Source organism: Streptomyces sp. NPDC096323 (assembly GCF_040302845.1).
Taxonomy (GTDB): Bacteria; Actinomycetota; Actinomycetes; order Streptomycetales; family Streptomycetaceae; genus Streptomyces.
The window spans coordinates 572,017-585,784 of record NZ_JBEOSI010000002.1 but is presented as its reverse complement, the minus strand read 5'-3'; the positions used below and the strand labels follow the sequence as shown (position 1 = coordinate 585,784).

Below are 13,768 nucleotides of genomic sequence, written 5' to 3'. Positions count from 1 at the left end.
TGACAACGTCCCGCTTCCGCTTCCGCCCGCCGCGACAGCATCACCGGCCCGCCCCACCGCCGACCCGGCATCACCCCTGGCCGGCCGCCCCGGCCCGTCGGATGACGGGGAGCTCGTACTGCCCGTCGAGGATCGGCGGCTTCGGCATGTAGAGCCTGAAGCCGGGCCGGAAATTCCCCTCGGGCGCGGGCAGCCAGTTCGCGGCGGCGGCCGGGTCGGCGGGCCGGTCCCTGCTGATGTGGATGGTCAGCGAACCGTCGTCTCCGTACACGAGCCCCGGGGTACGGTCCCCGATCGAGTACCTGCCCGCAGGATTGTCGACCAGGTAGTAGTCGGGGACGTCGTACATGGTCAGGGACCAGAAGGCGTCGACCGGCGGCAGCTCCTCGAAGCGGAGCTCGTAGCGGTGGGCGCCGCTGAGCCGCTCGCCGTCAAAGTCGCGGAAGGCCTGCGCGTACACCGCCTCGTAACCGTGGTTCCCCCAGAGTCCGACCCGCGCCGCCACGGCCCTGGCCAGGTAGGACTCCTGCCGATCCGCGATCTTCCATTCCGGCGAGTCGATGGTCCCCACCCCGAACCAGTCGAGGTTGTAGTCGAAGAGGTGCGGGTTCATCAGCCACCTCCCCCCGCCCCCGGCGCCCGGCACGCTGGCCGCCTCCACCCGTTCCTTGCCCCGCGCGAGCCCGTCCTTCAGGGCGCTGACGAGGCCGGGGCCGGCTGCTGCGTAGGGCGAAGGCCCCTCCTCCAGGAGCCCCAGCGGCTGGAACCGGTCCTGGTAGGCACGGTCGGCGGCGGACGGCGGGAAGTCGGCCATCCACACCCGCAGCTGCTCGAAGAAGGCGAGCTCCGGCGGCACACCGGCGTCGGGCGCGGGCAGACCGGTGCCGTGCTCGCCCTTCTTGAGGGGGGTGAGGGTGAACTGCTCCTGCAACGGACGGACCCGCCGCTCCAGATCCTCCCGGCCGTCGCAGGCGTTGCGGCCGGCGATGGTGACGACGGTCGTGGGGGCGTCGATCACCCCGCGCACGTCGGCCGGGACGGTGCCCGCCCACCCGGGCGGCACGATGAGCCAGTCGCTCGCCTCCGTGCCGGTGGCCCTGCGGCCGACGTAGGCGAAGTTGTTGGTCCAGGCGTCGATGAACTGCAGGACGTAGTACGCCCCGTGGGTGTCCGGGACGTGGAGCCGCAGGGGCCCGCTGGAGAGGTCGAGCTGCGCGAGGGAGTACGCGGTGTCGTTGTTGACGGAGACGAAGCGCGTATCGGCGTCGGCGAGCCGGGCGGAGTGGGAGAACTGGTTGAAAGGTGCGGCCGCGACCGGGCCGAAGCCCTCGTGCACGCACTTCTCGACCATCGACAGGTCGAAGACGAGCGGATGGCCGTAGACGTATGCCTCGGCGGCCAGCTCCACGAGCTCGTTCGTTCCTTCGTCGGACATGGACAGACTCCCCTTCAGCGGTCGTGCGCGGTGGCGTGAACGTGGACCGGCCGGGCGGGCAGCGGCTGCCGCCACCTGTCGCCGGTGCCCGTCAGATGACCGCCTTGGAGCGGTCCGTGCACAGGGCCCAGATCACGAAGGTGTCGATGGCGAGGGATACCACGGCCCAGATCGGCTGGTAGGGGAGCCACATGAAGTTGGCGATCATGTTGAGCGCCGCAAGCCCCACGCCGACCCCGCGCGCCCAGCCCGCGCCCTTGAGAATGCCCCAGCCGACGACGGCGAGGATGACGCCGAGGACGAGGTGGATCCATCCCCAGGCGGTCACGTTGAACTTGAAGGCGTAGTCGCCGATCCGTGCGTAGACGTCGTTGGACGCGATTCCGGCGATGCCCTTGATCGCCCCGAGCACCCCGTCGACCATCAGCAGAACACCGGCGAACGTGACCCCGCCGGCCGCCCAGGGGTTGATGCCCCCGGGATAGGACGGAGGCTGGGAAGGACTGCCCGGTGGGGGCGCGGTCTGTGCCATGAGGACTCCTGGGCCGGTGGAACTGCGCGTCAGACCGACCCTGCTCGGCGCACTCGGGGGCGGCTACCCGACGCGGCCGAACGGGTGAAGCGGGACGGGGTGGCCGCGAGGCACGTTCCCGCGCGCCTCCGCTGCCCGGGCCACCCGCGAGTGTCCGGGTCACCCGCGAGGCACGTTCCCCCGCGCCTCCGCTGCCCGGGCCACCCGCGAGCCATGTGCGGGGCATAAATTCGCTGCCCCGCAAAGACCCCGGCAGCTAGCCTTCGAGCAGTACCTGATCCTTGAGGCAGGAGTGGAGATGCCCGGTCGTCCGGGCGCGCGCTGACGTCGTAGGTCCTGACCGACCCGTCATCGCGCGCCGCCCCGTTCCGCGGCGCAGCGAGCCTTCTCGCCCGACCGCCGGCGCACTTCCCTGTGCCCCGGCGCGGCGAGCGTTTCCTTCTGCTCCGCAGCCCAAGGGGTCCATGTGCAGCCCGTGCCATCCGCCCACATCTCCCGCCGCTCCCCAACTCCCCCTGAACACAGCCCTCAAGGCCCGCTCGTACGGGACAAACGATGAAGGCGGCCGACAGCAACCGGGCCGGCGCTGCCGCGAGCGTGTGGCGCGACGCGGACTTCCGCCGGCTGTGGGCGGGCCAGACCGCGTCCCAGTTCGGGGCGCAGGCCACACAGATCGTTCTGCCGCTCATCGCCGTGGTGTCGCTGCACGCGGGTCCCGGTCAACTCGGCGCCCTGCGCGCGGTGGAGCAGGCGCCGATCCTGCTGCTCTCGCTCCTGGCGGGCGCATGGGTGGACCGTCGGCGCGCCCGTACGGTGATGGTGCTGGCGGACTGCGGCCGGGCACTCGCGCTGGGGGCGATCCCCGCCGCGTATCTGCTGGGCGTGCTCGGGCTGCCCGTGCTGCTCGTGGTCGCGCTGCTCGTCGGCGTACTGAGTGTGTTCTTCGACGTGGCGTACCAGGCCTCGCTCGTACGACTGGTGGAGCGCGACCGGCTGTTGCAGGGCAACAGCGCGCTGGAGGGCAGCAGGTCGGCGGCGCAGATCGGCGGCCCGGCGCTCGGCGGCGCGCTGGTGTCGCTGTTCTCGGGCCCGGTCGCCGTCGTCACCGGCGCGTTGTTCTTCGCGCTGTCGTCCGTGTCGATCCGGCGGATCCGCCGGCGTGAGCGGCTTCCCGCGCAGGGGGACGGCCCCGTCGGCGTCCGGCGGCAGATCCATGAGGGCCTGCGGTTCGTGGCCGGCAACGCCTCGCTGCGGGCGGTGGGTGTGGCGTCGGCCCTCTTCCAGTTCTGGTTCGCCGCGCTGATGACCGTGTACCTGCTGTATCTCCCGCGCGGGCTGCAACTGTCCAGCACGGCCATCGGCCTGGCGCTGGCCGCGGTCGGCCCGGGCGCGGTCGTGGGGTCGCTGTTGGCGGCGAGACTGCCGGGGCGGTTCGGTTACGGCAAGGTGCTGGTGTCGTCCGCGGTCGTCGCGGACGGCGTGATGCTGTGCGTACCGGCGCTGCACGGCTCCGCGGCCCTCGCGCTCCCCGTACTCATCGGCGTCAACTTCCTCTTCGGCACCTTCGGTCAGCTGGTCAACGTCACGATGATGGCCGTGCGGCAGGCCATCACACCGGTGCGCATACAGGGCCGGGTCGTGGCGACGATCAACTTCGCCGGCATGGGCCTGACCCCGGTCGGCTCCCTGCTGGGCGGCTTCCTGGCGGGCCACTGGGGCCTGCGTACGAGTCTGTGGGCGACCGCGGCCGCCCTCGCCCTGTCCCCGCTGTTCATGGCGTTCTCCCCGCTGGCACGTCTGGGGAGACACCTTCCGTTTGTTCCGCCCGGGCTCGACGGCCCAGGCGTACTCGGCGACCCGGCGTCAGCCCTCACACAGTGAGCTCGGACTGCGCCGGGTCCAGGTAATGCACGGCCGTCTGCTCGGCGTGCGGGGCGAGCAGTTCCTGGAGTTCCTGCGCCGCGGCCTTCAGGAGGTGGCCGTCGCGGGTTGCGTGGAGGGTTTCGAGGGCGAAGGCGACGTGCGCGGAGTCTTCGCCCACGCGGGTGCGGTGGGCGTCGCGGTGGTTCCAGTGCCGGGTGAGGACGCCGTCTGCGTCCGCGTAGATGATCTCGCCGGGCCTGGGGTTCTCGACGGTGCCGGGTTCACCGAGGGGGGTGAACTCCTCGGTGCCGTCCGCGTACCGGATGTCGATGTCCCCGCTGACCTGGTCGAGATCGAAGGCGCCCGCGGGCAGGCCGTGACGGACGGAGACGGCGTTGTACGAGTCGACCGCCGGGTTGATGCGCGGCAGCGTGCCCTTCTTGGCGAAGCGCCGGCCGAGCGCGTCGACGCTGGGGCGGATGCGCCGGGGGTTGGTGCCGAAGGAGCGGTAGGCGGTGTGCCAGGCCTCGATGCGGGGGTCGGTCTCGTCGGCGGGCTGCCAGGCGCCGTCCGCGAGTTGCCGCTCCAGGCCGGCCAGTGCTGCGGCGGTGTCGGGCCAGTCCTCGTGGCCGCGCAGGCCGGTGGCGGTGACGACGGCGATGCGGGTGTCGGGGAACGCGTCGGCGACGGCGGGGGCGAGGCGGATGTCGGTCATGGGCGAGGGCTCCGTTCCTTCGTGCGTACAACAGGGTCGGGGATCAGGCCTGCCACGGGCCGATGCGGTCCAGGCGGCGGCGCTGCTGGTCCGCGGTGGGGGCGTCGAGGCCCTCCCCGCGTCGGGTGAGGCTGTCGGCCACGGCCGTACGGTGCTCGACCGGTTTCTGGTCGTCGTACTTGAACTTGGCCATGACCTCGGTGACCTCCAGGCGCAGCCCGCGGATGCCGGGCAGCATCCGGCCGTACGGGGGCCGGTCGACGGCGACGGGTGCGTGGTCGCCGTCGGGCTGGAAGTGGGCGAGCTGACGGCGCAGCAGCTCGGCCTTGGCCTCGGGGTCGTCGACGACGGTGGCGCGGCAGGTGAACTGCACGGCCGCGTAGTAGCTGGTCGGTACGCCCTCGACCGGCGGGGTGTCGGGCTTGGCGCGCCAGGGGCCGGGGACGAAGGCGTAGTCGCCGATGACGGTGAAGGTGACGTGCGGGTCGTGCTCGATGGACTCCCAGACCGGGTTGGGCCGGGCGAGGTGGACCAGCAGGTCGCCGCCGTCGGTGGTGAAGTGGGTGGGGACGACGACGGGCGGGCGGCCGGGCAGGCCGTTGACGCTGAGCTGCCCGAAGTCGTGACCGTCGGCGATCCAGGCCCGCCATTCGGCTTCGTCGAGGGCGGCGTCCCAGGGCTGGATGAACATGCTGCTCCTTGTACGTGGCCGATGCTGCGGGCGGGCGAGAGGACGGGCGCGAGGGCGGAGCGAGGGCTCAGGTGAGGGCGAGGAGGCTGACGGCGGCGGCTGCGGTCCCGAGTCCGATGAGCTGGCCGCGGTGGATGCGCTCGGCCAGCACGCTGCGGGCGAGCAGAACGGTGCCTGCCGGGTAGAGAGCGGTGATGACGGCGACGACGGCGAGGTCCCCGCTGCGGGCGGCGAGCAGGAACAGCAGGTTGGCCACCGAGTCCAGTACGCCGGCGGCGGCGGACATCGCGTAGGCGGGCCGCTCGGTCCCCAGCCTGCGGAACATCAGCGCGGCCGCGCCCAGGGTGACGGCCGAGGAGACCGCCCTGCCGATGATCAGCGGGGCGACCCCGCTGTCGGACGGCGCCTGGTGCAGGAAGATCAGCTGGAGCGCGATGGCGGCGCCCGCTCCGAGGGCCAGCAGCAGCGCCGTACGGGAGGGCCGCAGCGCCCCCGAGCCGTGCCCGGCGCTCACCAGCACCACTGCGGCCAGGGCGAGGGGCAGGCCCACCAGTCCGGCGACGCCGAGGCGCTCCCCCTGCACGAGGCCGACGCCCACGGGCAGCATCGCGGACACCAGGGCGGTCACGGGCGACAGGACGTTCATCGGGCCGATCGCCAGGGTCTTGTAGAGCAGGGCGAACGCGGCGGCCGACGCGACCCCGGATGCCGCGCCCCAGCCCAGGGCTCCGGCGCTGAACGAAGCGCCGAGGAACGGCCACAGCAAGAGTTCGACCAGGAGGGAGGCCGGGGCCGCGATCATCACGGTGCGCAGCACATGAGCCTTGCGGGCGCCGAGGCCGCCGAGGAAATCGGCGCATCCGTAGGCGAGTGAGCTGCCCAGGGCCAGCAGCAGAGCGATCACGGCACATCCCTTACCATTCAGTGGAACGACTTAACCGTACAACGAACCGACCGGCCTATGTCAACCAAACGACCGCATGGTGCATTCCAGTGGTCCTTGCAGGAGGGATGGTGACCGGATGACCGAGACGGGCACGGCACTGCGGGCGCTCGCGCAGAACGTCAGGGCGGCCCGCACCCGTGCGGGCCTGTCGCTGGACGAACTGGGCCGGCGCGCCCAGGTCAGCAAGGGCGCCCTGGTGGGGCTGGAGAGGGCGCAGGGCAACCCGAACTTCGCCACCCTGGTCCGCCTGGCCGACACGCTCGGCATCTCGGTGTCCGCGCTGATGGAAGGCCCGGCGGAAGGCCGCGTCCGCGTGGTGACGGCCGACGCCGTGACCCCGCTGTGGACCGGGGCGCGGGGCAGCGAGGCCCGGCTCATGCTGACGACCTCGGGCGCGGCCCCGGTCGAGGTCTGGCGCTGGCGCCTGGAGCCGGACGAGGAGTACCCGAGCCACCCGCACCAGGCCGGGGTCGTGGAAACCGTCAGTGTCACGTCCGGCCGCATGACGCTGGTCGTCGATGGCACGGAGTACCCCGTCGAGGCCGGCCAGACGGCCACGTTCGACGCCGACACTCCCCACACCTACCGCGGCACCGGCCCGGAAGCGTGCGACCTGATCATGACGGTCCACCTACCGCCGGGCCCGGGCTCGGCGGCCTGACGAGGGGGCCGCCCCCGCGCGGCCCCCTTCGCTCAGCCCTGCGCCCCCACGGCATAACCGGGGACGGACGGCCATCGAACGGTGAGCACCACCGACTCCTCCTCCGCGACCCAGGAGTGGTCGACCCCGCGCCCCCACACCACGTAGTCACCCTGCTCTTCCAGGAGGACACTGCGGCCGGGGAGTTCGACGCGGAAGCGCCCGCTGATCAGAACGAGCAGAGCGGTGCGGTGCTCGCCCTTCACCCACTCCAGGCGCTCGTCACCCGGAGGGTGAACGCCCCACTTGATCTCTACGTCCTCGCTGTGGCGCGGGTCGCCCTCGTCCTTGAAATGCCCGAGAAGCCACCCCCGGTCCAGTGCCGCATCCTTGCCCGCCTTGCCCACATACACGCTGTCGTTCACGAGCCGGGAGGCTAGCACCCGCCCCGAAACCCGAACGGGCCCGGGCACCTGCTGCTCCCCAGGCCGGACGCCCGGCGTCCGACACATACCCGCGGTCGAAAGCCCCCGTCCCGCAGCAACCGGCGCGGGCGACGATCACCAGCCACCGGCAGCCGCGTGCCCCAGCCCGTCGTTGCCACCCGCACACGAGCCATCCATCCATCCGGTCAGCCATTCCTCTGCCGCATGGCTCCCATGCACACCCCGTCGCTGGTGGAACCCGGCCGCCTCGCCCTAGCATCGACGAGGCGGCCGCGCACGGGCCGTTCCGATCACCGCGGGGGCCGGATTTCCTCACAACGAACCAGGGGGAGTGCCGTGTTACGAACGACGCAGCAGCACAGCCGGACGATGAGTGCGTGGGGGCGCAAGCACAACTCCCCCGGCCCAGCCGCTCGCCGCCCCGACCGCGAGGGCCCGGTGATGAACCGCCCGGAGCGGATGCGCGTACCGCTGCTGCTCACGGTCGTCACAGCCCTGCTGCTCGCCGCATGCTCGGGAGCCGACTCCGATGCGGCCAAAGGCACCGCCACGCCGTCCGCGCCACCGACCCCGTCGGCAACCCCGTCTCCGACCCCGACACCCTCACCGACGACCGCCGCCGAGATCGCCGAGGCCGTCAAGGAGTGGTACGCGTACGGAGGCGAGACGGCGATGGTCAGCTTGATCAAGGAAACGGTGAAGGCCCAGTCGGGCCGGCCCCGTACCGACCTGCACGTGGTGATCGTGGACTTCGAGGACCTCATGGACGCCCTCGACACGGCCCGGCTGTTCACCTCCCTCCCCGATCCCAAGACCCGGACGGCCTGGGCAGCCGCCATCGAGCACCTCGACGAGGGTGCACGCGCGGTCCTCGATTCGGTGCCGAAGAGCAGCCTGATCCAGTCACCCGAGGAGACCTGGCAGATGACGCGGGGGTGGCGCACGTTCGACGAGGGGACCAAGAGCCTCAAGGCCGCCCAGTCCCGCCTCCACCACGCCTTCGGCCTGAAGCCGTCCCCGGACCCGTGGGCTGCGAGCTGACCCGGGGCGCTCCTGATTTCCGGGTCGGTCGACGCGTATCGTCCAAACATGGAGCCCGCTGCGTCACCCCGCGTCCTCGTCATCGGTCTTGATCCGTATCGGGTGCCGGGGCCGTGGGATCCCAAGCCTGTAGCCAAGGCGATCGAGGCGGGACTGGCCGAGTTCGCCGAACACGGCGTGGGCGTCGAGACCTGCCTCATCGGCCTTGACGGAAGTGATGACGTGGAAGCGGTCATCGGGACTGCGCTGCGTGCCCATCCGTGGGAGTGCGTCACCGTCGGCGGTGGCCTGCGGCACTCGGACGATCAAGCCGAACTCCTTGAACGGGTGGTCAACCTGATCCGGCGACACGCCCCGGTTGCGGCCATTGCGTTCAACAGCACCCCAGCCACTACCTACGAGGCCGCTGCCCGTTGGATCAAGTGACGACGGCAAACCATGCGGTTCGAGCGTCCTCCTGACTCGTCGTCGGATGCTCTTCGGGGAGCCGCCGGCGACAAGCGCGAGGACGTCGGTCGCGTCTTCAACACCCGCACCGACCAACCGACGGAGCCGCGCGACCTGGATCGCTCGTTCACCTGGTCGCCGGGGTCGACTCCAGATCGAAACGTGCTCAGTTCGCCCTGCCCACTGCGGCCCTCACCAGGCCGGAGACACGTGCATGGCCCACACATCGCCCGCTTGGTGCACCTTCTGATCATCGACATCATGGTCACCATCTCCATAAGGGTCAGGATCGTTGATGACGAAGATGCGAACATCGGACTCGGCCACGCGATAGCGATGGACGTACCCCGAGAGGTCGTCGGGCTCGACGGTGCAGTCCAGAGACGCAATCGCGGCTTGCAGTTCAGCGAACCGGGCGCGGGGCGCGAACTCCCCGTACTTCGCTGTCAGCGTGGTTGGCACGGAGAGGCCGTGAATCAATCGGTGGACCTGCACACTGATCCCGAAACACGTCATAGGCCCTTTGACATCCGAAAATGAGAGCTCCACCAGCCCGTAGTCCCGGCGTAGCACTCCCTTGCCCCGATCGTCGATGTAGTCCTGCCCCACTGCGGCTTCCCATGCGTCGGAACTGGCTCCGATGCCGGTTCCGAGGACGTCACAGCGCGTGGCGACGTGTGCGTAGAAGTCCAGATCGGACACTCGTTGATCTCCTTGAGCCTGACGGATCTACGAATTCTATCGGCGGCTACATGCAGCAAGTGGCAGCTGCTCGGGCATCCCGAGAAACGCTGGAAGGCCAGTCAGGCACTCGTTCGAGCGGGTCAAGAGGCGCACGAGCCGCGACACTGAGGCCTCGACTGGCACATGCAAGGATCGTAAGCATGCTCACCATCGACGTCAGCTCTGTGACCGACGAGCGCGGACTACATGCAGCACTCGCGCAGGCGCTGCGCTTCCCTGGCTTCTACGGCATGAACTGGGCCGCCTTCTGGGATGCGATCACCGGCCTGGTCCAGATCCCGAAGCATCTGCGCATCGTGGGCTGGGACCACCTGAACAACCACGTCCCGCGCGGGGCCGCCATGCTCCGACAGACGCTCGACCGGTATCAGCAGCAGTACCAGCCGCGCTTCCTCGCCGAGTACACGTAGAACGCCTGAGCCCGTCGGCCTCTACATGTTGGCTATAGGAATCGGCCCGGATTGCCGATAGTCGGTGTGGTTGCAGGACGTATCGGCTTCACTCCACTGGTGAGTACTGAACGCACCGTGACGGTGCAGACCCTCGACCACGGCACGGTCGTCATGCCCGAACCGGCATGGTGTGCCGGCCACGACGGCGACCGGACAGAAATGCGATGCGACACCGGGCACGTCGGGGCCGCGCACAACCTGATGTATCAAGGACACGAGCTCGCGCACGCCGCGCTCGTGCAGGACCCGTTCGCGGAACGCCACGACCGCAACGTCGGAGTCTTCGTGGAGATGGGGAATATGTCCCACCGCCTCGGTCCGGCCGAGCTGAGCGACTTGGCCGCGGTCCTCGTCGACTACGCGGAGACGCTGCGCCACCTCGCCCGGGAACTCGCCGCGCACCGGGCAGATGAGGCCCGATGAGCACTCCGACGACGCCAGACAGGGAACGGGGCACAGGTATACAGGGCCGCCACGTGCCCGCAGGCTGGTCGAAGACGATTGCCCGGACCGCTGGCGACCGCACCCTGTGCGCGAGCGATGAGGCGGTGCGTCCGCAGTCCGATACCTGCGTCGTGGCGGTCGGCTGGTACTCGACGATGTACCGGCGCTGCATCCCGGAGAACGAGGCCATAATCCGTATCCCCGCCAGGATGGTGCACATGATCAGGGAGGCATGCGATGCCGTCGAACGTGCCGAGCTTCCCTGAGCTGCTCGCCCACTGCACCCGGAGCGCCGTTCACCTGGAGATGCGGGACGCCTACGCCGTCGACTACGAGGCCGGCCCGTTCGCCGACTGGCGCGCCGGCTTCCGCCACGACCCAGCAGGCCGGGCGTCCTGGTGGCGGCCGTGGCTCGACCTCGTCACCGAGACCGTGGGCCGCGGCGTAAAAATGCGCCGGGCCCGGATCGTGTCCGAGCCGGTCAGCGAATACATCCGTTACGAGCACTCCGGAACCTTCACCAACGTCGCCGCCGGGGAACAGGTCCGGTGGCTGCCGCGGCGCCAGGCTTCGGAACTTTCCCTGCCCGGCAACGACTACTGGCTGTTCGACGGGCAGTTGGTCCAGTGGAACCACTTCGCCGGCGACGGCTCATCGCGGGGCCCGGAACTCACTGACAGCACGGCCGCCGTGAAGCTGTGCGCGGACGCCTTCGAAGCAGTGTGGGAGCGGGCAATACCGCACGACCAGTACAAGATCCGCTAGCAGGAAGCACCGGCCGGCCCATGACCATCTCTCCGTCCTCATCAGCGCAGGCCGCCCGCGAAGTCGTTGCCCAACGGCTGCGGGGCCTGCGGAAGGGGGCAGGACTCACGGGCGATCTCGATGCGGGAGGTCCTCCCGTGGTGCCACCCGCAACCGCCGGCCAGCTCCACGACCGTGACGTGTACTCCTCGTCCCTCGTCCGCGGCCTGCTGCAGACCGAGGGGTACACGGCCGCCGTACTCGGCATGAGCGCCCGCTTCCGCGAACTCCCCGTCGACGACAGCGCGGAAGCGGCGCGCGCCCGCGTCGAGCGGTCCCGCATCATCCACTAGCGCGGCCACCGCTTCCTGCTCCTCATCGAGGAAGACGGCGTCGCCCCCCGCGTCGTGATGGAGCTCCTTGGGCACAGTCAGATCGCGGTCACGATGAACATCTATGCCCACGTCGTCCATGACACCCAGCGCGAGGCTGTGAGTCACCTCGACCGCATGTTGAAGCGGCGGCCACAGACCGTGGGTGACCGCGCCCGTTGATGTCAAAACTGGATGGATGTCAAAGGCCCCCAACCATGATCGGTTGGGGGCCTTTGGGCGCGGACGGTTTCGAACCGCCGACATCTGCTGTGTAAGCCTGGCGCCGATCCCCGATTTGTCGTTCCAGGTCAGCATGCCTGTGGCGGTGCTGCCCCTGCCGACGGGCGCATGCCCCCGCATGACCCTCGACCGACCGTGGGCTGACCGCTCGTTCTGGCACGGTTATGGCACGAGCTGACCCTCTCGATGCGAACTACCGGCGTGACGGTCGCTGAGGGCTGTGAGCCTGTCCACGCGGGGGCTGGGGGCTGGCAGCGGTTACTGATAGGCGCTGTGGTTGCGGTACTTCTCTGCTGTACTGCTGGCCGTGGGGATGGACCAATACGGGGTGGTGGAACCGTGAGTGCAGGCAGCCGCGGAGTGCTGGGAGTTGTGGGCACGGCAGCCGATGGAGTCGAGCAGCTACGCACCGGCCTAGTGGAGCCAGCCATCGCCCTCGGCTGGCAGGTAGCCGTGACCCTGACTCCCAATGCCGGCCGATGGCTGAGGGCGAACGGCGAGCTGGAACGCCTGGAGACACTGACCGGCCTTCCTGTGCGGGATACGCCTCGCCTGCCGACTGAGCCTCGCCCACACCCTGTTGCCGACTGCTATGTCGTCGCCCCGGCGAGCGCGAACTATGTGGCCAAGCTTGCGATGGGCATCGCTGACAACCAAGCGCTGACGCAAGTGAGCGAGGCACTGGGCACCATCGGCCTTCCGGTCGTGCTGTTCCCGCGGGTCAACACAGCGCACGTTCGGCACCCCGCATGGGGCGGGCATGTCGCGGCCCTACGGACCGCAAACGTAGAGCTCATCCACGGTTCTGGCGTCTGGGCTCTCCATGAACCTCGCGAGGGGCCAGCAGATCGACACCTCCCCTGGACCGCAATCATGAAGTCCATCCAGCACGTGTCGGCCCGGGCTGCTCGACAGCCTCTCTAGGAGTTCGACCGGGCAGCCGTTCATCCTGCTCGCGCCATGGGCTTCGCCGCTGCTGGCGTCCGCCCGGTGCCGCCGTGGTGCGCCATCGTTGATGTCAGCTGTGGATGTCAGGGATCCCCCTCGGTGCAGCCTTCGGGCACCGTATTATCCAATGATGGAACCAGTTGTCACCGTGGCTTTGGTGGCCGGTAGTGCGTCGATCGCCGGGGCTGCCATCGCTGCCAGTTTTCAGTATGCGAGCAAAGTTAGAGAAGAGAAACGCCTAGCCCGCCTGGCCCAAATTGAAGCTGACACTCGAATAGCTGACGCCTTTGCAACTTTGATGGGAAAGGCTCACGGGCGAGGCGAGACTCATCTTAGCGAGGCGGCATTGCCGATCCTTTTCGAGGGCGAGCTACTTGAGGAGGTCCAAAAGTCCCTGACTCGAATAGTGACTGGCCAGAGCGAGTACGCAGCCGAGGCCCGGGCCGACCGCGCGCTCGATGTAGCAACTCTTCGAACCGTGGGGATCGGCAAGGCGGATATGGATGCGGCAATCCAGGTGATCGCACAGCTAGGACTCAAGCACTCTCTTCTGACGCGCCCCGCCTGGGTTGGACTCATAGGGCGTAACGAATTTCAATCTGTACACGGTTGTTCTGAACTTGTAACACGCCTTAAGCAATTTGAATCAGCGGAAATCACGCGTTTGCGGCGCGGTCGTTGTGCTCGCTTTTTCTGGTGGCTACGAGGAAAGTAAGAGCGGCAACGTTAGGTCGGTGGAACGGGTTTGGCCGGTGTCCTGCCCGGTTTGGGGTCGAGCATGATCAGGGGGCCGTACGCTGGCTGGCAACTCGGGCAGGCTGTGATCCTGCCCGGAATTTGAACGAGTGGCCCCCTGGTCTTGCTCGACGCGGGACCCGAACCGGGGAGGTGGCTAAAGCCGTGGAGCCGACCGCCCCAGCCACAACGGGGTTCCCTACCCCGTGCCGGCCGTTTCTCTCGGGCTGGTGTCGCGCTCGGTGCGCCGCCGCCCGGCCGGGGGCAGCCGGGGCGGAGACGACGCGGGCATGCGATCAGCTACGGCGTGGGGCTGACCACGGCGTCGACC

At 69.3% G+C, this 13,768-nt stretch carries 17 protein-coding genes and 2 pseudogenes; 12 read left to right on the top strand and 7 right to left on the bottom strand.

What is annotated here, in order from left to right:
* Positions 1 to 70: 70 nt before the first annotated feature.
* Both ABTX18_RS06620 and ABTX18_RS06615 read right to left on the bottom strand, forming a co-directional pair.
* Positions 71 to 1,435 (bottom strand): DUF1254 domain-containing protein, encoded by a 1,365-nt coding sequence (locus ABTX18_RS06620; protein ID WP_352121623.1) that lies wholly within the window; start codon positions 1,433 to 1,435, stop codon positions 71 to 73.
* 91 nt (positions 1,436 to 1,526) lie between these two features.
* A complete protein-coding gene (locus tag ABTX18_RS06615; RefSeq protein WP_352121622.1) occupies positions 1,527 to 1,967 on the bottom strand; it encodes a DUF7144 family membrane protein in 441 nt (146 codons plus the stop codon).
* 555 nt (positions 1,968 to 2,522) lie between these two features.
* Here ABTX18_RS06615 and ABTX18_RS06610 point away from each other — a divergent pair.
* Positions 2,523 to 3,848: an MFS transporter gene (locus ABTX18_RS06610; RefSeq protein ID WP_352121621.1), complete on the top strand. Its 1,326-nt coding sequence runs from the start codon at positions 2,523 to 2,525 to the stop codon at positions 3,846 to 3,848.
* On the opposite strand, the gene ABTX18_RS06605 is transcribed toward ABTX18_RS06610, so the two are convergent.
* From ABTX18_RS06605 to ABTX18_RS06595, 3 genes are all read right to left on the bottom strand, one after another.
* Positions 3,838 to 4,545, bottom strand: coding sequence for a B3/B4 domain-containing protein (locus tag ABTX18_RS06605; RefSeq protein ID WP_352121620.1), 708 nt, complete (start codon positions 4,543 to 4,545; stop codon positions 3,838 to 3,840). The genes ABTX18_RS06610 and ABTX18_RS06605 overlap by 11 nt on opposite strands.
* Positions 4,546 to 4,588: 43 nt before the next feature.
* The gene (locus ABTX18_RS06600) at positions 4,589 to 5,236 is read right to left on the bottom strand and encodes an FMN-binding negative transcriptional regulator (RefSeq protein WP_352121619.1); all 648 of its coding nucleotides are present in this window, start codon (positions 5,234 to 5,236) and stop codon (positions 4,589 to 4,591) included.
* A gap of 67 nt (positions 5,237 to 5,303) precedes the next feature.
* On the bottom strand, positions 5,304 to 6,140 hold the full coding sequence (locus ABTX18_RS06595; protein ID WP_352121618.1) for an EamA family transporter: 837 nt from the start codon (positions 6,138 to 6,140) through the stop codon (positions 5,304 to 5,306).
* 118 nt (positions 6,141 to 6,258) lie between these two features.
* Here ABTX18_RS06595 and ABTX18_RS06590 point away from each other — a divergent pair, with 118 nt between their 5' ends.
* On the top strand, positions 6,259 to 6,843 hold the full coding sequence (locus tag ABTX18_RS06590; protein WP_352121617.1) for a helix-turn-helix domain-containing protein: 585 nt from the start codon (positions 6,259 to 6,261) through the stop codon (positions 6,841 to 6,843).
* A 32-nt stretch (positions 6,844 to 6,875) separates the two neighbouring features.
* Here ABTX18_RS06590 and ABTX18_RS06585 read toward each other — a convergent pair whose 3' ends face one another.
* Positions 6,876 to 7,247, bottom strand: coding sequence for a cupin domain-containing protein (locus ABTX18_RS06585; protein WP_352121616.1), 372 nt, complete (start codon positions 7,245 to 7,247; stop codon positions 6,876 to 6,878).
* A 390-nt stretch (positions 7,248 to 7,637) separates the two neighbouring features.
* Here ABTX18_RS06585 and ABTX18_RS06580 point away from each other — a divergent pair, with 390 nt between their 5' ends.
* Both ABTX18_RS06580 and ABTX18_RS06575 read left to right on the top strand, forming a co-directional pair.
* Positions 7,638 to 8,309, top strand: a complete 672-nt coding sequence (locus tag ABTX18_RS06580) for a hypothetical protein (RefSeq protein WP_352121615.1) — start codon at positions 7,638 to 7,640, stop codon at positions 8,307 to 8,309.
* Between the two features lie 48 nt (positions 8,310 to 8,357).
* Entirely contained in the window at positions 8,358 to 8,735 is a 378-nt protein-coding gene (locus ABTX18_RS06575; protein WP_352121614.1) for a hypothetical protein, read from the top strand.
* 213 nt (positions 8,736 to 8,948) lie between these two features.
* Here the strand turns inward: ABTX18_RS06575 and ABTX18_RS06570 are convergent, their stop codons facing one another.
* Positions 8,949 to 9,458 (bottom strand): hypothetical protein, encoded by a 510-nt coding sequence (locus ABTX18_RS06570; RefSeq protein WP_352121613.1) that lies wholly within the window; start codon positions 9,456 to 9,458, stop codon positions 8,949 to 8,951.
* 182 nt (positions 9,459 to 9,640) lie between these two features.
* Here ABTX18_RS06570 and ABTX18_RS06565 point away from each other — a divergent pair, with 182 nt between their 5' ends.
* The 8 genes and pseudogenes from ABTX18_RS06565 to ABTX18_RS06530 all read left to right on the top strand — a co-directional run bounded on the left by ABTX18_RS06565 (position 9,641) and on the right by ABTX18_RS06530 (position 13,417).
* Positions 9,641 to 9,910 carry a barstar family protein gene (locus ABTX18_RS06565; protein ID WP_352121612.1) on the top strand — a complete coding sequence of 90 codons (270 nt, stop codon included), beginning with the start codon at positions 9,641 to 9,643 and terminating at the stop codon, positions 9,908 to 9,910.
* Between the two features lie 99 nt (positions 9,911 to 10,009).
* On the top strand, positions 10,010 to 10,375 hold the full coding sequence (locus ABTX18_RS06560; protein ID WP_352121611.1) for a DUF6907 domain-containing protein: 366 nt from the start codon (positions 10,010 to 10,012) through the stop codon (positions 10,373 to 10,375).
* Entirely contained in the window at positions 10,372 to 10,662 is a 291-nt protein-coding gene (locus ABTX18_RS06555; RefSeq protein WP_352121610.1) for a hypothetical protein, read from the top strand. Before ABTX18_RS06560 ends, ABTX18_RS06555 begins: the two co-directional genes overlap by 4 nt.
* Complete coding sequence (locus ABTX18_RS06550) at positions 10,634 to 11,161, top strand: DUF6879 family protein (protein ID WP_352121609.1); 528 nt, start codon at positions 10,634 to 10,636, stop codon at positions 11,159 to 11,161. Before ABTX18_RS06555 ends, ABTX18_RS06550 begins: the two co-directional genes overlap by 29 nt.
* A 20-nt stretch (positions 11,162 to 11,181) precedes the next feature.
* Positions 11,182 to 11,490 (top strand): annotated as a pseudogene (locus tag ABTX18_RS06545) (Scr1 family TA system antitoxin-like transcriptional regulator); the annotation flags it as partial.
* Positions 11,491 to 11,523: 33 nt separating this feature from the next.
* Positions 11,524 to 11,694, top strand: a pseudogene (locus ABTX18_RS06540) (tyrosine-type recombinase/integrase); the annotation flags it as partial.
* Between the two features lie 246 nt (positions 11,695 to 11,940).
* Positions 11,941 to 12,678 carry a flavoprotein gene (locus ABTX18_RS06535; RefSeq protein ID WP_352121608.1) on the top strand — a complete coding sequence of 246 codons (738 nt, stop codon included), beginning with the start codon at positions 11,941 to 11,943 and terminating at the stop codon, positions 12,676 to 12,678.
* Positions 12,679 to 12,832: 154 nt separating this feature from the next.
* The gene (locus ABTX18_RS06530) at positions 12,833 to 13,417 is read left to right on the top strand and encodes a hypothetical protein (RefSeq protein ID WP_352121607.1); all 585 of its coding nucleotides are present in this window, start codon (positions 12,833 to 12,835) and stop codon (positions 13,415 to 13,417) included.
* Positions 13,418 to 13,768 lie beyond the last annotated feature (351 nt).